The sequence below is a fragment of the Ensifer adhaerens genome, from assembly GCF_002007205.1.
GTDB classification, from domain to species: Bacteria; Pseudomonadota; Alphaproteobacteria; order Rhizobiales; family Rhizobiaceae; genus Ensifer; species Ensifer adhaerens_D.
Map to the genome: position 1 here is coordinate 65,631 of NZ_LAZS01000004.1, position 20,841 is coordinate 86,471.

Annotated in this window: 17 protein-coding genes; 11 read left to right on the plus strand and 6 right to left on the minus strand. The window is 63.1% G+C overall.

Annotated features, from left to right (window positions below; all coding sequences use genetic code 11):
- The first annotated feature begins 93 nt into the window (after nt 1-93).
- Nucleotides 94-537, plus strand: coding sequence for a GtrA family protein (locus XB14_RS02825; protein WP_179119516.1), 444 nt, complete (start codon nt 94-96; stop codon nt 535-537).
- A gap of 70 nt (nt 538-607) precedes the next feature.
- On the opposite strand, the gene XB14_RS02830 is transcribed toward XB14_RS02825, so the two are convergent.
- From XB14_RS02830 to xylF, 3 genes are all read right to left on the minus strand, one after another.
- Nucleotides 608-1,393 carry an ATP-binding cassette domain-containing protein gene (locus XB14_RS02830; protein ID WP_077960103.1) on the minus strand — a complete coding sequence of 262 codons (786 nt, stop codon included), beginning with the start codon at nt 1,391-1,393 and terminating at the stop codon, nt 608-610.
- Between the two features lie 12 nt (nt 1,394-1,405).
- Nucleotides 1,406-2,731, minus strand: a complete 1,326-nt coding sequence (locus tag XB14_RS02835) for a sugar ABC transporter permease (protein WP_077960104.1) — start codon at nt 2,729-2,731, stop codon at nt 1,406-1,408.
- 224 nt (nt 2,732-2,955) lie between these two features.
- Complete coding sequence (gene xylF, locus XB14_RS02840) at nt 2,956-3,993, minus strand: D-xylose ABC transporter substrate-binding protein (RefSeq protein ID WP_077960105.1); 1,038 nt, start codon at nt 3,991-3,993, stop codon at nt 2,956-2,958.
- 348 nt (nt 3,994-4,341) lie between these two features.
- Between xylF and XB14_RS02845 the strand changes: the two genes are divergently transcribed.
- Entirely contained in the window at nt 4,342-5,568 is a 1,227-nt protein-coding gene (locus XB14_RS02845) for an ROK family transcriptional regulator (protein WP_077960106.1), read from the plus strand.
- Between the two features lie 117 nt (nt 5,569-5,685).
- Nucleotides 5,686-8,046, plus strand: a complete 2,361-nt coding sequence (locus XB14_RS02850) for an EAL domain-containing protein (RefSeq protein WP_077960107.1) — start codon at nt 5,686-5,688, stop codon at nt 8,044-8,046.
- Nucleotides 8,047-8,133: 87 nt separating this feature from the next.
- On the opposite strand, the gene iolG is transcribed toward XB14_RS02850, so the two are convergent.
- Entirely contained in the window at nt 8,134-9,126 is a 993-nt protein-coding gene (gene iolG / locus XB14_RS02855; RefSeq protein ID WP_034793914.1) for an inositol 2-dehydrogenase, read from the minus strand.
- Nucleotides 9,127-9,462: 336 nt separating this feature from the next.
- Here iolG and XB14_RS02860 point away from each other — a divergent pair, with 336 nt between their 5' ends.
- Complete coding sequence (locus XB14_RS02860; protein WP_034793912.1) at nt 9,463-9,714, plus strand: hypothetical protein; 252 nt, start codon at nt 9,463-9,465, stop codon at nt 9,712-9,714.
- Between the two features lie 3 nt (nt 9,715-9,717).
- Here the strand turns inward: XB14_RS02860 and XB14_RS02865 are convergent, their stop codons facing one another.
- A complete protein-coding gene (locus tag XB14_RS02865; protein WP_077960108.1) occupies nt 9,718-10,170 on the minus strand; it encodes a hypothetical protein in 453 nt (150 codons plus the stop codon).
- A gap of 111 nt (nt 10,171-10,281) precedes the next feature.
- On the minus strand, nt 10,282-11,262 hold the full coding sequence (locus tag XB14_RS02870) for a LysR family transcriptional regulator (protein ID WP_077960109.1): 981 nt from the start codon (nt 11,260-11,262) through the stop codon (nt 10,282-10,284).
- 278 nt (nt 11,263-11,540) lie between these two features.
- On the opposite strand from XB14_RS02870, the gene chvE reads away from it, so the two are divergent.
- From chvE to XB14_RS02905, 7 genes are all read left to right on the plus strand, one after another.
- The gene (chvE, locus tag XB14_RS02875; protein ID WP_077960110.1) at nt 11,541-12,608 is read left to right on the plus strand and encodes a multiple monosaccharide ABC transporter substrate-binding protein; all 1,068 of its coding nucleotides are present in this window, start codon (nt 11,541-11,543) and stop codon (nt 12,606-12,608) included.
- Between the two features lie 99 nt (nt 12,609-12,707).
- On the plus strand, nt 12,708-14,243 hold the full coding sequence (mmsA, locus tag XB14_RS02880) for a multiple monosaccharide ABC transporter ATP-binding protein (RefSeq protein WP_077960111.1): 1,536 nt from the start codon (nt 12,708-12,710) through the stop codon (nt 14,241-14,243).
- Complete coding sequence (gene mmsB, locus XB14_RS02885) at nt 14,243-15,451, plus strand: multiple monosaccharide ABC transporter permease (RefSeq protein ID WP_077960112.1); 1,209 nt, start codon at nt 14,243-14,245, stop codon at nt 15,449-15,451. The genes mmsA and mmsB overlap by 1 nt, the downstream gene beginning before the upstream one ends.
- Nucleotides 15,452-15,619: 168 nt before the next feature.
- A complete protein-coding gene (gene araD1, locus XB14_RS02890; protein ID WP_077960113.1) occupies nt 15,620-16,615 on the plus strand; it encodes an AraD1 family protein in 996 nt (331 codons plus the stop codon).
- 56 nt (nt 16,616-16,671) lie between these two features.
- Nucleotides 16,672-18,105, plus strand: coding sequence for an aldehyde dehydrogenase family protein (locus tag XB14_RS02895; protein WP_077960114.1), 1,434 nt, complete (start codon nt 16,672-16,674; stop codon nt 18,103-18,105).
- 54 nt (nt 18,106-18,159) lie between these two features.
- Nucleotides 18,160-19,905, plus strand: a complete 1,746-nt coding sequence (araD, locus tag XB14_RS02900; protein ID WP_077960115.1) for an L-arabinonate dehydratase — start codon at nt 18,160-18,162, stop codon at nt 19,903-19,905.
- Nucleotides 19,906-20,495: 590 nt separating this feature from the next.
- Nucleotides 20,496-20,819 carry a nuclear transport factor 2 family protein gene (locus tag XB14_RS02905; protein WP_143348203.1) on the plus strand — a complete coding sequence of 108 codons (324 nt, stop codon included), beginning with the start codon at nt 20,496-20,498 and terminating at the stop codon, nt 20,817-20,819.
- Nucleotides 20,820-20,841 lie beyond the last annotated feature (22 nt).

Below are 20,841 nucleotides of genomic sequence, written 5' to 3' on the forward strand. Positions count from 1 at the left end.
TTTATAAGCAAAAGCTACAAAAACCTTGTTTCGGCAGGAGAGGGCGCGGGAGCCGCGGCCTTCGCGGCAGTGTCAGGACGAGAGAGGCATGCGATGAAGCGACTTCGCGACATGAGCTTTTTTCGCTACTTCGCCTTCGGCAGCCTGGCGGCGAGCCTGCAGGTAGCGACGCTTGCGCTGCTCGTGGAGGTGGGCGGCTTGAGCGGCATCCTCGCGTCCACCATCGCCTTCTATCTGGCCGTCGTCGTCAACTATTTCCTGCAGCGGCGCTATACGTTCCGTTCGCGCGAGCCGCACCGGCTGGCGTTGCCGAAGTTCGTGGCGGTGTCGACGCTCGGGGCAGGGATAAACGCGCTTGCCTTCAGCCTGCTTGCGGGGGTCGTGCACTACGTGGTCGCCCAGTGCCTGTCGCTGCTGCTCGTCTTTTCGGTAAACTATGCCGTGAGCCGGGCGCTGATCTTCCGCAGCCCACGGGCAGGGGAGGGGCCGGTGACGCAACCGGCGGGACCGGCAAGGCGGGCGGAAACAGGCAAATAGCAATGCCGCACCCCGTGGGATGCGGCATCGTTGTGTTGACCGGCTTGCCCGATGAATTCGAGCGCGTCGTTCACGCCACCTGCATGGCGCCGGGGCCGGGGATCGCCTTGGGCGGTACCTTGCCCATGATGATCATGCCGAGCACCTCATCCTTGGTGACGTCCTCGGTGCGGGCCTGGCCTACGACCTGGCCGTTCTTCATCACCGAGACGCGGTCGGCAAGGTCGAAGACGTCGTGGATGTCGTGGCTGATCAGGAAGATGCCGATGCCCTCGCGCTTCAGCTGCTTGATGAGGTCGCCGACCTGGGCGGTCTCCTGCGGCCCGAGGGCTGCCGTCGGCTCGTCCATGATCAGGATGCGGGCATCGAACAGGATCGCGCGTGCGATCGCCACCGACTGCCGCTGGCCGCCGGAAAGCGCCTTCACCGGCTCCTTGAAGCGCTGGAAGTTGGGGTTGAGGCGTCCCATGACCTCGCGGGCTTTCGCCTCCATCGCCACGTCGTCGAGCGTGCCCCAGGGGGTCCGGAGCTCGCGGCCGAGGTAGAGATTGGCGGCGGCATCGACATTGTCGGCGACGGCGAGCGTCTGGTAGATCGTCTCGATGCCGTATTTCTTGGCGTCGCGCGGGTTGTTGATGTCGGCGGGCTCGCCGTTGATCAGGATCTCGCCGGCATCGCGCTTGTAGGCGCCGGAGAGGATCTTGATCAGCGTCGACTTGCCGGCGCCGTTGTGGCCGAGCAGGGCCACGACCTCACCCGGGTAGAGATCGACGGAGGCGTTGTCGACCGCGTGGATGCCGCCGAAGGAGATGGAAATGTTCTTCATTTCCACAAGCGGAGTGCGTTGGTCTTTCATGGATCGTACCCCTTACTTGGCGCGGGCGCGGTAGATGGTGTCGAGCAAGACGGCAACGACGAGAACCACGCCGACGACGATGCGCTGGAACGGACTGTCGATCCCCAAGAGCACCATGCCCGACTGTAGTGATTGCATGACGAGCGCGCCGATCATGGCGCCGGCAATCGTGCCGACGCCGCCGGCAAGCGAGGTGCCGCCGATGACGGCCGCAGCGATCGTGTAGAGCTCGTCGAGTTCGCCCTGCGCATTGGTCGCCGCATTGAGGCGGGCGGTCGAGATCGCCGCGGCGATGGCGCAGAGAATGCCCATCAGCGTGAAGATCTTGACGGTGACCCAACGCGTCTTGATGCCGGCAAGCTCGGCTGCTTCCGGGTTGCCGCCGAGCGCGAAGACATAGCGGCCGAAGCGCAGACGCGTGGCGATGAAGGTCATCGCGATGCCGACGACGATCGCGACCAGCACCGGAATGGCGATGCCGTGCGAGATCTGCAGTCCGCCGTCAGGCCAGGCGATGCCGTTGGCGTCGGCGTATTTGCGGGCGATGTTGGTCGGCCAATAGTAGCTGTTGGCAACAGCGATTGCGCCGAGAACCAGGACGCAGCCGAGGATCGCCAGGAAATACTCCGCCCAGATCGGGCGCAGCGGGAAGCGGAAGCGCTTGCGCTGCTTGCGCGAATTGAGGATGGCGGCGACGATGGCGATGCAGGCGAGGATGCCGACGATCCAGCTTGCGGTTGCGCCGATCGAGCCTTCGGTGCCGCCGCCCATGAGGCGGAAGGTGGCGTTCATCGGCGCGACCGTCTGGCCGCTGGTGACGAACCAGGTGGCGCCGCGCCAAACGAGCAGGCCGCCGAGCGTGACGATGAAGGCGGGCACGTTGAGGAAGGCGACGATGGAACCCTGCAGCGCGCCGATGGCGGCGCCCACGGCAATGCCGGTTGCGAGCGTGATGATCCAGATCGCCGGATGTTCGAGGCCGAGATATTGCGGCAGGAATTTCGCCTGCATGACGCCCATGACCATGCCGCAGAAACCGAGCACGGAGCCGACGGAAAGGTCGATGTTGCGGGTGACGATGATCAGCACCATGCCGGTCGCCATCACGGCGACGGAAGAGGTCTGGACCGTCAGGTTCCACAGGTTGCGCGGCGTCAGGAACAGGCCGCCGGTCATGATCTGAAAGCCAACCCAGATGATGACGAGCGCGCCGACCATGCCGAGCAGTCGGGTGTCGATTTCGGTGGCGCGGAAGAAGCGCTTTATCGGGTTCTCGTCCGCTGTACGGGCGCGGTTTGTCTGTGCGCCCTTTGTGTTGCCTTGTGTGATGTCGGCCATGGACGTGCCTTCCCCCACTTATGTTGTTGATGTCATCGCGTCCGTGGCACCAAGAGCCGAGATCGACGCGACAGGTCCGGAGCGACGGCAGAAAGCGAGCGGTTCCCTGATCTGCGCCGGTCGCGGTAGCGGCATTGTCCGCCGCGCCCGCACCTTGCGCAAGCGCCGCAACGGGTTGCGTTGCGGCGCTCTTTTCAGTCAGCGCTCAATTCTGCTGGTGCGGCTTACTTGCAGGCCGCGACGTCGCCCTTGACGCCCTGGCAGGCTTCCGCCTTGGAGATCCAGCCCGCGTCGATGACGACGTTCAGGTTGTCCTTGGTGATCGGCAGCGGTGCGAGGAAGACCGACTGCATGGCCACGCCCTTCGGTCCGCCGTTGAAGGTCGTGACGCCAGCGACTTCTTCCATCTTCTTGCCGCCGGCAAGTTCGACGGCCACTTCGGCTGCGCGCTTGCCGAGCTCACGTGAGTCCTTCCAGACCGAGACGGTCTGCGTGCCGAGGGCGACGCGGTTCAGTGCCGCCTTGTCGGCATCCTGGCCCGAAACCGGGACGGAGCCGGCGAGGCCCTGCGCGTCCAGCGCCGCGACCGCGCCGCCGGCGGTGCCGTCGTTGGAGGCGACGACCGCATCGACCTTGTTGTCATTGGCGGTCAGGAACTGCTCCATGTTCTTCTGGGCGTTCTCCGGCTTCCAGCCGTCGGTATAGGCTTCGCCGACATTCTTGATCTTGCCGGCGTCGACGGCTTCCTTCAGCACTTCCATCTGTCCGGAGAAGAGGAAGTCGGCGTTCGGGTCGGCGGACGAGCCCTTGATGAAGACGTAGTTGCCTTCCGGCTTCAGCTTGAACACTTCGCGGGCCTGCATGCGGCCGACTTCCTTGTTGTCGAAGGTGATGTAGAAGGCGGCCGGGTTTTCGATCAGGCGGTCGTAGCCGACGACCGGAATGCCTTCGGCAGTGGCCTTCTCGATCGCCGGGCCGATGGCGTCGCTGTCCTGGGCAAGGACGATCAGCGCATTGGCGCCCTGGGCGATCAGCGATTCGATGTCGGTCAGTTGCTTGGCTGGCGACGACTGGGCGTCAGCGGAGATGTACTTGTCGCCGGAGGCTTCGAGTGCGGCCTTCATGGCGGCTTCGTCGGTTTTCCAGCGCTCTTCCTGGAAGTTCGACCAGGATACGCCGACGACCAGGTCCTTTGCCTGGGCAACGGAATGCAGGGAAACGATGACGGCAACGCCTGCCATCAGCTTCAAAACGGATTTCATTTCATCCTCCCGAGTGACGGCCGGCCGAGCGTGCGAACCTCCCGCACAATCCTCCGCCAGCCTTGGAACGCTGTCGTAGATCGCGCCGCTCCATTGTGCGGAATTATTTTCTCGACAGTCGAGAAAATGAATGTCATGGATTTCTAAAGCTGTCAACACGGCCGGAAACGCGATGGTTGCTGCGTCAACAGAGGCCTTGATCAACCGTCGCGCCCGTCGTTTCTCGACTGTCGAGAAAATCGATGCCACAAGGCTGTCGACAAGGCGTCCGGCGCCTTGTCTTGCCGTTCAACAGATGCTTTGGGAGGGGCATGTGTTCGAAGGATCCGCCACTGACAGGGACGTCTCATGCTGACCAAGTCCAGCACTGAGCTCGTGCGTCAGCAAAACAGCGCGCTGGTCCTTGCGGCGCTCAGGCGCGCCGGCAATCTCTCACACACGGAAATCTCTGCCGAGACGGGGCTTGCCTCCGCGACGGTTTCGGCGATCACGGCGGAACTGGAAAAGGCAGGCGCGCTCGCCAAGGCCGAACAGCATGTACAGGGCGGTCGAGGGCGGCCGCGCGTTCTTTTTACGCCGCGCCGGGACCATGGCCATCTGATCGTCGTCCGAATCTCGTCCGACGTCGTGCAATATTCGCTGGTCGACTATGGCGGCACGCTTCTCGACCGGTTCGACGAGGCGCGGAATCACGACGAGCGGGGCACGGCCCCTTTCGCCCGTGCCTTCGTCGACGCGCTCGAGCGGCTGTTGCAGCGGTCGCGACTGGAGCGGGACCGGGTGCTCGCCGTTTCGATCAGCAGCAAGGGCCTGGTCGACGGCACCTCTGCGCGGCTTTTGTGGTCGCCGGTGTTCGGTCGGGAGGAACTGGACTTCGCTGCGCTGCTTGCGCCGCAATGGCGCGTGAAAGTCATGCTCAGCAATGAAACATTGCTTGTCGCGCAGGCGCTCGCCACGCAGGCCGAGCGCAAGCCGGAGAGCGGGTTCAGGGCGCTTGCGGCGATCTCGCTCGGTCACAGCATCGGCCTGGGTGTCGCGCGCAAGAGCCAGAGCGGCGAGATGGACGTCAGCGCCCCGAACTTCGGCCACATGCTGCACACGCCTTCGGCGGGCCTTTGCCGCTGCGGCGCCTATGGCTGCATCGAGGCGGCGGCCGGCTTCTATGGCATTTTGCGCGCCGCCTTCGAAGTGCCGGCGGATACGATCCCCGCCAAGTTCGTTCCGGTGGCGGAGCTTGATAAGATCGCCGCCAGCGCGCGGCAGGGCCACCGCATGGCGGGCTATGCCTTTCGCCAGGCCGGCATCGCGCTCGGCAACGGCATCTCGCGCATGTTGAGCCTTTACGAGCGCATGCCTGTCCATGTCACCGGCCCGGGCATCCGGTACTTCGATCTGATGCTGCCCGGGATCGAGGAGGGGCTTGCCCAATCGATGCAGGTTCGTCTTCAGGGGCCGCCGGAAATCGCGATCGTTGCCGACGAACAGCGTCTGGTTTTCGAGGGGCACCTGGCGCGGGCTCTCGGCGTTATCGACGGCGATATCGCCAGCGTCGGCGCATCCGCGGTGCCGGGGTGAGGTGAATTTTCGGCGCAACCATTTTTGGGGTTGTGCCGAAGGCGAACAGTTCGGCTAATGCAATTTACAGTTATTTAGCGACTCCTTGTCAAGGTGACCCTGACGCGGGAGACGATTATGTTTTCAGTGATTGCATGCATACGCGACGATCATGACTGGCGCCTCATCCTGGGTGCCGCGATCGTCTGCCTGGCAGGCAGCGTCGCCACGATGCTGCTCCTGTTGCGGGCGCAGCGAAGCGAAGGCGGCCAGCGCGGTCTGTGGATCGCGGCCAGCGGGTTTGCCTGCGGGATCGGCGTCTGGTCCACCCATTTCATCGCCATGCTGGCCTATGACGGCGGCGTTCCGGTTGCCTATGGCGCGTGGGGCACGGTCCTGTCGGTGGCCGTGGCGATCGCAGCGTCCTGGATGGCCTTTGCGATCGGTCTTGGCGGGCGCTCGCATCTCTCGATGACCTGCGGTGGCCTGCTGCTCGGCGCCGGCATTGCGGCGATGCACTTTACCGGCATGCGGGCAATCGAGATCCAGGGACATATTGCCTACGATCCCCAATCCACCGTCTCCGCCGTACTCGCCGGGACGGTGCTGGCCGGTGCCGCGCTCTACGCCTTTCAGCTCTTGCGCGGCGTGCGGCGCCTGGTCGTCGCGTCGCTCCTGCTGGTCGTCGGCATCTGCGCGCTGCACTTCATCTCGATGAGCGGCATCACGCTGGTGCCCGAGGCCAATGTCGCCGTTGCCGATACCATCCATCCCGCCTGGCTTGCAGGAGGCGTCATTGCCGCTTCGACCACATTGATCGTGCTCGCCTTCGGCGCGCTCTTCCTCGACCGGCATCTGACAGATCTGCGCGGACTCGCCAATGCATCGCTCGAAGGTATGGCGATCGTCTTCGACGGCGTAATCGTGGACGCCAACGAACGCTTCGCGGGCCTGACAGGTCGCAAGCTTTCGGAGCTTTCCGGACGGCACCCGGCAGACATCTTCGTCTTCGGCGAGGAGGGGTTGGACGCCCACAGACACGGCGACGGTCCGGGCGAAATCGACCTCTTGAACGCAGAAGGGCGCACCATTCCCGTGGAGTTCATGTGCCGGACGATCGAGTATCGCGGCCGGGAATGTGACGTGATCTTCGTGCGTGACCTGCGGGCGCGTAAGGAAGCCGAGCGCACGATCGAACATCTCGCCCATCATGACGCGCTGACGAACCTGCCGAACCGCGCCTTCTTCGACCGCAGGCTGGGCCAGACGCTGGCGGCGGGTGCTGCGAGAAACGAGGAACTGGCGATCCTCTGCCTCGACCTCGACCGCTTCAAGGCGGTCAACGATATCTTCGGCCATGGCGAGGGCGACCGCATCCTGATGAAGGTCGCCGATATCCTGCGCGCAGCCGTCGGCGAGCAGGATACGATCGCCCGGCTCGGCGGCGACGAGTTCGCGATCATCCAGGTGGGCGGCAGGGAGCCGGAGGCGGCGCGGCAGTTGACGGACCGGATCCTGGCGCTGTTTGCTGCCGAGATGGACACCAATCGTGATCCGACCGCCGTCGGCGTCAGTATCGGGGCTGCGATCTTTCCGGCAGACGGGCAGACGGCGGATCAGTTGCGCAACAATGCCGACACGGCGCTCTACCGCGCCAAGCAGAGCGGCAAGGGCATCGCCTGCTTTTTCGACCGGGAGATGGACGAGGCGGTACGCACCCGCCGCCAGATCGAAAACGACCTGCGCCATGCGGTGCTCCGCCGACAATTCTTCCTCGAATACCAGCCACTGGTCGAAGTCCAGAGCGACCGGATCATCGGCTACGAAGCGCTGCTGCGCTGGGAGCATCCGCAGCGCGGGTTGATCGGCCCGGATGTCTTTATCCCGATTGCCGAGGAGAGTGGCTCGATCATCCAGATCGGCGAATGGGTGCTGGAGCAGGCCTGCACGGAAGCGGCGAAGTGGAACGAGCCCCTGCCGATTTCCGTCAACATTTCGCCGGTCCAGTTCCTTTTGCCCAACCTCTTCGACCAGGTTGCGAACATCCTGCGCCGCACCGGACTTAATCCCTGGCGGCTCGAACTTGAGATCACCGAGGCGGCGCTGATGCACAATCGCGAGGACGTGCTGGCAGTGCTGGTGCGGCTACGGGTCCTTGGTGTGCGGATCGTCATGGACGATTTCGGCACCGGCCATTCGTCGCTGAGCAACCTTCAGACGTTCCCCTTCGACAAGCTGAAGATCGACTGCAGCTTCACCGCGGCGCTGGAAAAGGATCCTTCGGCGCAGGCGATCGTCCGGGCGATCATCGCGCTTGGCCACAGCCTTAGGCTCGCGGTCGTGACCGAGGGCGTCGAAACCGAACGGCAAAGACAGATCCTCGCGGAGGAGGGCTGCCTGCAGATTCAGGGCTTTCTCTCCGGTCGGCCGGGTGCCGCGCCCAGCACCGGCCAGGAAACCGCGCGCCGGGAGAAGGTGCCGGCGCGCGCCGACGGTTGAAACGGCCGCGGCCGGGCAGTGCGGATACGAAAAAGGCCGGGCATATGGCGCCCGGCCTTTCTCCTTGATCGGTCGTCGGTCGAAGGCTCAGGCGACGCTGATCTGGCGCTTTTCGACGACGGACTTTACAGCCGCATCGGCAAGCGCGAGAGCCGCGAGACCATCCTTGCCGGACGGCGTGATTTCCGCACCCTTTTCGATCGCGGCGATGAAGCTCTCGATCTCGTTGGCATAGGCTTCGGTATAGCGGGTCATGAAGAAATCGTGCAGCGGCGGGCGGGTGTAGCCGTCGCCATTGGCGATCTCGATCGAGACCGGGCGCTGGTTCTCGGCGGAAGCCACGCCCTTCGAGCCGTGGACTTCGATGCGCTGGTCGTAGCCGTAGGTGGCGCGACGGGAGTTGGAGATGATCGCCTGCTTGCCGGACGCCGTCTGCAGGATGACCGAAACGCTGTCGTAGTCGCCGGCTTCGCCGATCGCCTTGTCGACGAGAACGGCAGCGGTTGCCGTCACCGAGACCGGCTCTTCGCCAAGCAGGAAACGGGCCATGTCGAAGTCATGGATGGTCATGTCGCGGAAGATGCCGCCCGAACGCTTGATATAGTCGACCGGCGGGGCGCCCGGATCGCGCGAGGTGATCGTCACCATTTCGACATCGCCGATCTTGCCGGCGTCGATCGCCTTCTTCACGGCCATGAAATGCGGGTCGAAGCGGCGGTTGAAGCCGACCATCAGCTTGGCCTTGGTCTCGCTCACGACCTTGAGGCAGGCCTTCACGCGCTCGGCGTCGAGATCGACGGGCTTCTCGCAGAAGATCGCCTTGCCGGCGCGGGCGAAGCGTTCGATCAGGTCGGCATGGGTATCGGTCGGCGTGCAGATGACGACGGCGTCGATGTCCTTCGCCGCTTCGATCGCTTCGATGGTGCGGACCTCGCAGCCATACTGCTTGGCGATGGCATCGGCGGCGGCGGGGAAGGCATCGGCGACGGCAACAAGCACAGCGTCGGGATTGCCGCTGACGGCTTTCGCATGAACCTTGCCGATGCGGCCGGCGCCCAGAAGACCAAATCTGACTGTCATCTCTGTTTCTCTCGAATTCCGGTTCGCGACCGGGAAGGGGCGTGATGATAAGCGCTCATCGCGCAAAGGCGCCGCGGAACGCTGCTTCCGCGAATGGTTTGGAGAATTGCCACGAAAGACCGCGCGTTGGAACGCTGCGCTCAGCACCTCTCCCATGATACCTCCGTTTCTACTCGGCCGCTTCTTATTTGGAATGAAGTCGCCGATGTAGATTATTTCGGAATTTTTATTCCATTTTCATTGCGTCCGTCAAGGGGAGTCGGAGGCCATGGCCTTGCCGTCCGCGACGAATTTCCCCTAAATGGGACGCACGCGACAAGGCCACCAGAGGACAGAATGCTCAAATTCATCGATCCGGACCATCCCTTCTACCGCCCACTGTGGATCCGTCTGCTGATCGTGGGCTTCTGCGGCGTCTGGACAGTGGTCGAATTCCTGGGCGAGCAAACGATGTGGGGGATGATTTTCCTCGCGGTCACCGCCTATGCCTCGGCGGCTCTCTTGGTTTTCTACAAGCCGAGCGAGAAGGGCGTCGAGAAAGCTGGGGACGAGGGGCAAGGCAAGGGCGACGGGAGCGACGCTGGCTGAGGTTCACGGCGCCGGGGTGATGGCGCGCATCTGCTTTGCGGCTTCGTCAATCAGCATGTTGGCGAGTTTCATGCGCACGGTGGCGTTGGCGCGAAACGCGGCCGGCAGACGGTCCGGATGGTTCAGGGCCGCGAAGGCCCGGCGCTTTGCCGCAAGCGTCATTTGTGTTTCGCTGTCGACAAGGGCCAGTTCCTCGGCCACGTCGGCGAGGCTCGTACGGTTGAGATAGTCGGGCATGACCGGCGGCGGAGGTGGCTCCACGAAGGCTGCATCGAGATAGGCGCGCTCGACCGTGCCGAAAGAAGCCAGGCCGATGCTTTCGGCGGCAAAGGCGCTGTCGAACGCCGGGGGATAGGGCGCGGCGACGGGCATCGCTTTGGCAGGTGCCGGTTCTTCGATTTCGTCTTCCGATTTCAGCCGCTCAAGCACCGACTGAAAGACTGACATTCCAAACATGATGCCTCCAACGGAGGCGCACCATGGCAGACGGAGATTATCCCGGGCTGATCAGAATGATCGTGCCGGGCTGATCAGATTGATCATGCCGGGCAGATCGTGCCGCGCTGATCACGCGCGCCCCTGTTTCAGGATCAGGTCGTAGAGCAGCTTGGCGCTCGGCGGCAGCGCGCGGCCTTCGGCAGTGATCAGCCCATAGGGCTTGATGCGGATTGGAATCTCGGTCTTCAGGATGCGGATTTCGCCCGCCGGCGTACCGTTGCCGGCAATCAGGTTGGCGACGTCGAGCGCGACCGGCGCGATCGCATTGGTGTTGCGCACGATCGATAGCGTCAGGATGATCGAAGAGGTGTTGATCACGGTTGCCGGCAGTCTCACGCCGGCCGCCACGAAACTGTCCTCGACCGCGCGCCGCAGAAGCGTGCCCGGCGGCTGGAACACCCAGTCGTAGGACGGCAAGTCCTCGGCCACGACCAAGGGTTTGTCGAGCAGGGGATGGCCGTCGCGCACGATCAGGCAGACCTCCTCATAGCCGATCTCCACCATGTTGAAGAGCCGCGGCGGCTGGTCGTCGGGGATGCGCCCGATGATGAAGTCGTGCCTTGCTGCGAGCAATTCCCTTGCCAGCACGTTGCTGTTTTCGATCTGGACGTTGATCTCGATGCCGGGATAGGCGGTCATCACCTGGCGGATGGCGGGCACTGCGAGATTGAGTGCCGGGCCGGTGACCGAGCCGAGCGAGACCGAACCGCCGCTGCCGGTCTTCAACTCGTTGATCTCGCGGGATGCCTCGCGAAGCTCGAGGAAAATGGTACGGGCTCGTCGCGCCAGCGCCTCGCCGTAGGGCGTCAGCTCGACGCCGCGGGCGATACGCTCGCAGACCGGTGCCTTCAGCATCGTCTCGATTTCCGACAGCATGCGCGAAGCAGCCGGCTGCGAAATGCCGAGGGCCTCGGCGGCGGCGCTGATGCGGCGGTGATCGTCGATCGCGAGAATCAGCTTGAGGTGACTGATCTTCAGGCCGGAGCGGAACAGGGCTGAATCGAAAAGCCCTCCGGCCGTACCGGCGGTGCTTGGCTTCTGGTCGCGCATTATCCAACCCCATTGGTTTTCAAGGATTTTCAAAAATCACACTGTTTGCACGTGCTATATCATTTTTGATATGCATTCAAAGCCATATTGTATTTGACAGTTATATGTTTTGATTCCAGTTTTTGCTCATGTGCCAGCGCATGTAGGAGCATGCGAGGCGGGGAGGCCTCTCCTTCACCTTGATCCGTGGCCGGAGACGACAATCTCGGTCGGCGGATTGCTGCGCATAGACGGAAAGGCTCTCGCCTGCCGGCTTCAACTTTTTTGGGAGAGAACTGATGAAATTGATGACTTCGCTTCTCGCAGCCGCCGCGATTTCGATCGCGTCCTTTGCTGCACCGGTATTTGCGCAGGACAAGGGCACGGTCGGCATTTCCATGCCGACGAAGACATCGACCCGCTGGATTTCCGACGGCGAGACCATGGAGAAGCTGTTCAAGGAAGCCGGCTACACGCCGGACCTGCAGTTTGCTGACGACGACATCCCGAACCAGCTCGCCCAGATCGAGAACATGGTGACCAAGGGTGCCAAGGTTCTCGTCATCGGCGCCATCGACGGCACGACGCTCTCCGACATCCTGCAGAAGGCCCACGACGCCGGCGTCAAGGTCATCGCCTATGACCGCCTGATCCGCGACTCTGGCAATGTCGACTACTACGCCACCTTCGACAACTTCCAGGTCGGCGTGCAGCAGGCAACCTCGCTGGTCCAGGGCCTCAAGCTCGACGGCGCAACCGAACCCAAGAACATCGAACTGTTCGGCGGTTCGCCTGACGACAACAACGCCTTCTTCTTCTACGACGGCGCAATGTCGGTCCTGCAGCCGCTGATCGACAGCGGCAAGATCGTCGTCAAGTCCGGCCAGAAGGGCATGGACCAGGTCGGTACGCTGCGTTGGGACGGTGCTGTTGCCCAGGCCCGCATGGAAAACCTGCTGTCGTCGAACTACACCGACGCCAAGGTCGATGGCGTGCTGTCGCCCTATGACGGTCTTTCGATCGGCATCATCTCCGCGCTGAAGGGCGTCGGCTACGGCTCGGGTGACATGGCAATGCCGGTCGTCACCGGTCAGGACGCAGAGCTGCCGTCGGTCAAGTCGATCCTCGCCGGCGAACAGTACTCGTCGATCTTCAAGGACACGCGCGAACTCGCCAAGGTAACGGTCGGCATGGTCAACGCGATCATGGAAGGCAAGGAGCCGGAGGTGAACGACACCAAGACCTATGAAAATGGCGTCAAGGTTGTTCCGTCCTACCTGCTGAAGCCGGTTGCCGTCGACAAGTCCAACGTCAAGGACGTGCTCGTCAGCTCGGGCTACTACACCGAAGATCAGATCAACAACTGAGCTTTTTGAACGGGAAGGGGCCTGTGCAACCGCGCGGGCCCTTTTATCCAGATGACGGAGCCGGTACTCTCTTGCAGACTGCCGCTGGAATGACTGAACATGGACAATATCATTCTTGAAATGCGGGGCATCACCAAGACGTTTCCGGGCGTCAAGGCGCTGGACAATGTCAGCTTCAAGGTCCGCGAAGGCGAAATCCACGCGCTCGTCGGCGAAAACGGCGCCGGCAAGTCGACGCTGATGAAGGTGCTGAGCGGCGTCTATCCCGCCGGCACCTATGACGGCGAGATCCACTATGACGGCGAAGCGCGTCGCTTCTCGACGATCTCCGACAGCGAAGACCTGGGCATCATCATCATCCACCAGGAACTGGCGCTGGTGCCGCTGCTCTCGATCGCCGAAAACATCTTTCTCGGAAACGAGATCGCCACCAACGGCGTGATACAGTGGCCGCAGACCTTCGCCCGCACGCAGGAACTCCTGAAGAAGGTGGGCCTGAGCGAAAGCCCGGCAACGCTGATCACCGACATCGGCGTCGGCAAGCAGCAACTGGTCGAGATCGCCAAGGCGCTTTCCAAGAAAGTGCGCCTCCTGATCCTCGACGAGCCGACGGCCTCGCTGAACGAGACCGACTCCGACGCGCTTTTGAAGCTGCTGATGGAGTTCCGCACCCAGGGCATGACCTCGATCATCATCTCGCACAAGCTGAACGAGATCCGCAAGGTCGCCGACCAGATCACCATCCTGCGCGACGGCGGCACGGTCGAGACGCTCGACTGTCACAGCGAAGACATCGGCGAAGACCGGATCATCAAGGGCATGGTCGGCCGGGCCATGGAAGACCGTTATCCGCCGCGCGAGCCAAAGATTGGCGAGACGCTGCTTGAAGTGAAGAACTGGAATGTCTTCCACCAGCACCACCGCGACCGGCAGTTCCTGCACGATGTCAATTTCACCGTGCGCGCCGGCGAGGTCGTCGGTATCGCCGGACTGATGGGGGCAGGGCGCACCGAAACGGCGATGAGCCTCTTCGGCAAATCCTGGGGCCACAAGATCACCGGCGACGTGACGATGCGCGGCAAGCCGGTCGATGTCAGCACCATTCCGCGGGCGATCGATGCCGGCCTTGCCTACGTCACCGAAGACCGCAAGCAGCTCGGCCTCGTGTTGATCAACAACATCAAGGAGAACACGACGCTCTCCAACCTGAAGGCGGTCGCGGCCAACGGCGTCATCGACGACCGCAAGGAGGCGAGGGTCGCCTCCGACTACCGTTCGAAGCTGCGCATCCGTTCGCACTCGATCTATCAGGAAACGGTCAACCTTTCGGGCGGCAACCAGCAGAAGGTTGTGCTGTCCAAGTGGCTGTTCACCAATCCGGACGTTCTCATCCTCGACGAACCGACACGCGGCATCGATATCGGCGCGAAGTATGAGATCTACTCCATCATCAACCAGCTTGCCGCCGAGGGTAAAGGCATTCTGATGATATCATCGGAAATGCCGGAGCTGCTTGGAACCTGCGATCGCATCTACGTCATGAGCGAGGGCCGCATCGTCGCCGAGCTTTCGAAGGCGGAAGCGAGCCAGGAATCCATCATGCGTGCCATCATGCGTTCAGGGGAGAAACACTAATGGTCGCCGACACGAGCACCCAAAACAACAAGCCCTCGATCGGGGATTATCTCAAGAACAACATCCGCGAATACGGCCTGCTCGTCGCGCTCGTGGTGATCATGTTGTTCTTCCAGTTCGTCACCAACGGCGTTCTGTTCAGACCGGTCAACATCACCAACCTGGTGCTGCAGAATTCCTTCATCGTGATCATGGCGCTCGGCATGCTCCTGATCATCGTCGCCGGCCATATCGACCTTTCGGTCGGCTCGATCGTCGCCTTCATCGGTGCGATCTCGGCGATCATGCTGGTCAAATGGGGGCTGCCGGCCATTATCGTCATCCCCGCCTGTCTGATCGTCGGCGGCATCATGGGGGCAGCCCAAGGCTACTGGGTCGCCTACCAGAAGATCCCGTCCTTCATCGTGACGCTGGCCGGCATGCTGGTCTTCCGCGGGCTCACCTATGTGGTGCTCGGCGGCCGTCCGATCGGCCCGTTCCCGAAGGAGTTCCAGCTGCTGTCGACGGGCTTCGTTCCGGACTTCCTCTATTTCCTCAACCCGGCGCCCGAGACCATCCAGAACATGGTGGCGCTCGTCGCGGTCATCGCGCTCGTCGGCTACGCGATCTATGCGGGGATTCGCGACCGCAAGATCAACGAGCAGCACGGCACCGAGAACGAGCCCTTCGTGTTCTTCGCGGTGCAGATGGCGGTCATTGCCGCCGTGGCGCTGTTCATCGGCTTCCAGCTTGCGACCTATCGCGGCCTTCCGAACGTGCTGATTGCCATGGCCGTGCTGATCGCGCTCTACACCTTCGTCACCACCCGCTCGACGATCGGCCGTCGCATCTATGCGATGGGCGGCAACGTCAAGGCGACCAAGCTTTCGGGCATCAACACCGAACGGCTGACCTTCTACACCTTCGTCAACATGGGCGTTCTTGCCGCCCTTGCCGGCATGATCATCACCGCCCGCCTCAATTCGGCAACGCCGAAGGCCGGCGTCGGGTTCGAGCTCGATGTGATCGCGGCCTGCTTCATCGGCGGCGCCTCGGCGTCCGGCGGCGTCGGTAAGATCATCGGAGCTGTCATCGGCGCCTTCATCATGGGCGTCATGAACAACGGCATGTCGATCATGGGCATCGGCATCGATTACCAGCAGCTGATCAAGGGCCTCGTGTTGCTCGCTGCCGTGTTCTTCGATGTCTACAACAAGAACAAGGGTTGAGCGGAAAGCCATAAGACCCGGAGCGAACCAGTAACATTCACCGGCAGCCACGGTTGCCAGGATCGGCGGATTGACCCGCCGGAATTGGGTGGCGAAAGCCACCCACGGGGACGCTTTTGCCTTGAAGAGGCGAACACAGCGACCCAAGACGATAGGAAGGATAGCATCGTGCTGATTTCGCAGATCAGGAACGAAGACGGATCGATAACGGTTGCGGTGCGGCAGCCGGGCGAAACCGCGCATGCGGTGAAGGGTGCAGCGAGCGTCTATGCGCTGGCGATGGAAGCGGCCGATGCCGGGCGCAGCCTGAAGCAGACGATCGAGGCCAAGGGGCTCGGCGCGGCCGTCGACCTCGACAAGGCCTATGCGGAGGGACGTTTCCTGCCGCCGATCACCCATCCGGATCCGGCGCACCTGCACCTGACGGGCACGGGGCTCACCCATCTTGGCTCGGCCGCTACCCGCGACGCCATGCACAAGAAGGCGAGCGAGGCGGCCGAGGAAACCCTGACGGACTCGATGAAGATGTTCCGCATGGGCCTCGAAGGCGGCAAGCCGAAAGCCGGGGAGACCGGCGTTCAACCGGAATGGTTCTACAAGGGCAACGGTACCAGCGCGGTAGCCCCCGGCGCTGCACTCGTTTCGCCCGCCTTTGCCGAGGATGGCGGTGAGGAGCCGGAAATGGCCGGCATCTACGTGATTTCCGACAAGGGCGTGCCGTTCCGGATCGGTTTTGCGGTTGCCAACGAATTCTCCGACCACAAGACCGAGCGGGTCAACTATCTCTGGCTCGCGCATTCGAAGCTGCGCCAGGCGAGCTTCGGTCCGGAGATCCGCATCGGTGTCGCACCGGAGGACATTCGCGGCATGTCGCGTATCCTGCGTGGTGGCAAGGTGCTGTGGGAAAAGCCGTTCCTGTCGGGCGAAGCCAACATGTCGCACAGCTTCGCCAATCTCGAGCATCACCATTTCAAGTATGGCTTGTTCCGCCAGCCGGGCGACATCCACGTGCACATGTTCGGCACGGCGACGCTGTCCTTCGGTGATGGCATCCGCACCGAGGAAGGCGACGTGTTCGAGATCGAGGCCGATGGTTTCGGCCTGCCACTGCGCAATACGCTCGCGATCGCTGCCGACGAGCCGGTGGCCATTCAGCAGCTCTGATCGCAGCGCCGGCGCGTGACGCCGGATAGGCGCGAAATTGAAGGAGGCCTGAGGCCATGACATTGCACCAGAACCTGATTGCCGGCGAATGGGTCGGCGGTGACGGAGTCGCGAACATCAACCCGTCCGACACCAACGACGTGGTCGGCGAATATGCCCGTGCGTCTGCCGACGATGCGCGTCTGGCGATCGCCGCAGCCAAGGCGGCGTTTCCGGCCTGGTCGCGCTCGGGCATCCTCGAGCGCCACGCGATCCTGAGGAAGACCGCCGACGAGATCCTTGCGCGCAAGGACGAACTCGGCAAGCTCTTGTCGCGCGAGGAAGGCAAGACGCTCGCCGAAGGCATCGGCGAGACGGTGCGCGCCGGCCAGATCTTCGACTTCTTTGCCGGCGAGTGCCTGCGACTGGCCGGCGAAGTGCTGCCGTCGGCGCGGCCCAATATCGGCGTCGAGATCACCCGCGAGCCGGTCGGCGTCGTCGGCATCATCACGCCCTGGAACTTCCCGATCGCCATTCCCGCCTGGAAGATCGCGCCGGCGCTTTGTTACGGCAACACCGTCGTCTTCAAACCGGCCGAGCTGGTGCCCGGCAGTTCCTGGGCCATCGTCGACATTCTCCATCGGGCCGGCCTGCCGAAGGGCGTCTTGAACCTGGTGATGGGCAAAGGCTCGGTCGTTGGCCAGGCGATGCTCGACAGCCCCGACATCCACGCCATCACCTTCACCGGCTCGACCGGCACGGGCAAACGCGTCGCGCTCGCCTCGGTCGAACACAATCGCAAATACCAGCTGGAGATGGGCGGCAAGAACCCGTTCGTCGTGCTCGACGACGCGGACCTTAATGTTGCGGTCGAGGCGGCGGTCAACTCCGCCTTCTTCTCCACCGGCCAGCGCTGCACCGCCTCCTCGCGCTTGATCGTCACCGAGGGCATTCACGACCGGTTCGTCGCCGCGATGGGCGAACGGATGAAGGGGCTTGTCATCGACGATGCCTTGAAGGCCGGCACCCAGATCGGCCCGGTGGTCGACCAGAGCCAACTCAACCAGGACACCGACTATATCGCCATCGGCAGCCAGGAGGGCGCCAAGCTCGCCTTCGGCGGCGCGCTTCTGAAGCGCGACACGCCCGGCTTCTACCTGCAGCCGGCGCTGTTCACCGAAGCGACGAACGCCATGCGCATCAGCCGGGAAGAGATCTTCGGGCCGGTCGCATCGGTCATCCGCGTCAAGGACTACGATGAGGCGCTCAGCGTCGCCAACGACACGCCGTTCGGCCTGTCGTCGGGCATCGCCACCACCAGCCTCAAGCACGCGACCCATTTCAAGCGCAATGCCGAGGCCGGCATGGTGATGGTCAACCTGCCGACAGCGGGCGTCGACTTCCACGTGCCCTTCGGCGGCCGCAAGGGCTCGTCGCACGGCTCGCGCGAACAGGGTCGTTACGCCGCCGAGTTCTACACAACCGTCAAGACGGCCTACACGCTCGCCTGAAGCGCGCCGTCATCGGCCCCGCGTGAATGCGCGGGGCGCATAAGGAAGGAAAAGATGAAGAAGAAAGCTGAATGGCCGCGCAAGCTGCGTTCGCAGGATTGGTTCGGCGGCACCGGCAAGAATGCCATCATGCATCGCTCCTGGATGAAGAACCAGGGCCTGCCCGCCGACACCTTCGACGGTCGACCGATCATCGGCATCTGTAACACCTGGTCGGAACTGACGCCCTGCAACGCGCATCTGCGCGATCTTGCCGAGCGCGTGAAGCGCGGCGTCTACGAGGCCGGTGGCTTCCCGGTCGAGTTCCCGGTGTTCTCCGTCGGCGAAAGCACGCTTCGACCGACGGCGATGATGTTCCGCAATCTCGCGGCGATGGACGTCGAAGAGGCGATCCGCGGCAATCCGGTCGATGGCGTCGTGCTGCTCGGCGGTTGCGACAAGACCACGCCGAGCCTCTTGATGGGGGCTGCGAGCGTCGATGTCCCCGTCATTCTCGTTTCAGGCGGCCCGATGCTGAACGGCAAGTGGCGCGGCAAGGATGTCGGCTCCGGAACAGCGATCTGGCAGTTCTCCGAAATGGTGAAGTCCGGCGAGATGTCGCTCGCCGAATTCATGGATGCAGAGCAGGGCATGGCCCGCTCGGCCGGAAGCTGCATGACCATGGGCACGGCATCGACCATGGCGTCGATGGCCGAAGCGCTCGGCATGACCCTGCCCGGCAATGCGGCGATCCCCGCGGTCGACGCCCGCCGCCGGGTGATCTCCCAGCTCTCCGGCCGCCGCATCGTCGACATGGTGAAGGAAGATCTGAAGCCGTCGGACATCCTGACGAAGCAGGCTTTTGAAAATGCCATCCGCGTCAATGGCGCCGTCGGCGGCTCGACCAATGCGGTGCTGCATCTGCTGGCGCTTGCCGGCCGGGCCGGCGTTGATCTCAGCCTCGACGACTGGGATCGCCTCGGCCGCGACGTGCCGACGATCGTCAACCTGCAGCCGTCGGGCAAGTACCTGATGGAGGAGTTCTACTATGCCGGCGGCCTTCCGGTCGTGATCAAGGCCGTGGGCGAAATGGGGCTGCTGCACAAGGAAGCCTTGACCGTCACCGGCGATACGATCTGGAACGACGTCAAGGACGTGGTCAACTACAACGACGACGTCATCGTGCCGCGTGACAAGGCGCTGACGAAATCCGGCGGTATTGCCGTCCTGCGCGGCAATCTCGCGCCGAAGGGCTGCGTGCTGAAGCCTTCCGCCGCCTCGCCGCACCTGATGCAGCACAAGGGCCGCGCCGTCGTGTTCGAGAGCATCGAGGACTACCACGCCCGCATCAATCGCGATGATCTCGATATCGACGAGACCTGCGTGATGGTGCTGAAGTACTGCGGCCCCAAGGGGTACCCCGGCATGGCCGAAGTCGGCAACATGGGTCTGCCGCCGAAGGTCTTGAAGAAGGGCATCACCGACATGATCCGCATCTCCGATGCGCGCATGTCCGGCACGGCCTACGGCACGGTCATCCTGCACACAGCGCCGGAAGCGGCCGATGGCGGCCCGCTGGCACTGGTTCAAAACGGCGACATGATCGCCGTCGACGTGCCGGCCCGCACCATCCATCTCGATGTCTCCGACGAGGAACTGGCCCGTCGTCGCGCCGCCTGGGTGTCACCGGTGAAGCCGCTTTCCGGCGGTTATGCCGGGCTTTACGTCAAGAGCGTGATGCAGGCCGATACGGGGGCCGATCTCGACTTCCTCGTCGGTCCGCGCGGCGCGGAGATCCCGATGAACCGCGACAGCCACTGACGCTGTCGGCGCAAGAGCGGACAGTTCGCTCTTGTCTTTGGCGCTCAACACAGCTTGGGTCATATCAGACGCGCAAAGGCCGCCGTCGCACCGTAATTGCGGTGCGACGGCCCCAGGTGCCAGCGTCGAGGAGGCCGCTGCGAGCTGAGCAGGCTTGGCGCACCCGCAAGCATCGTCGCGGGACGGGACCTGTAACTTTTACGCTGACACTGACCCGCGACCGTCTTCATCGCTGCAATCAGCCCTAGTCGGCGGGCCTGTTCATCTTCCCTTACCTCTGGGTAACCACTTACCGCGCGGTGCGTATTGGCGTCGCAGCGTCGACGTCATAGTTTTCCCCCCGCGACGTTGTATGTCTGCAGGTGGGCGGCCGCGGCAGTGCTCCATTGATCGGAGACGATCGAAGGAAAAATGCAGCAGCCGAACAGCCGTCAGCTATTCTGCGGCGAGAAGGAGCATGCGCCTCGGCTTGGTCGTCGGAGCGTGTCGGAACCCATGATCTACAGGAGCGAAGAAGCGTGCCGTTAACAGATCTTATCGATTCGTATTGCGCTGCCTGGTCGTCGGAGGACGCCGAGCAGAGGCGGGCGTTGCTGGTGCCGATCTGGGCGGATGGCGCAACGTATACTGACCCGACGGTTCATGCCGCCGGTGCAGAAGAACTGCTCGCGCACATCGCAGGCATTCAGGCCGGGCACCCGGGCGCGCGTATTACTCGGACAAGCGACGTGGATGTTCATCATGGGATCGCACGCTTCGCCTGGCGATTTGTGATGCCCGACGGATCATCTTTCCCCGAGGGTCTGGACATCGCATTCCTCGATCCTAACGCGACGCGCATTACGCGCATCATCGGCTTTTTCGGGCCATTGGCCAGCCTTACAGCGTCGCGCGCCTCATCAGACGTCCTTTGATCGGCTAAGAGCCTCAGAGCGA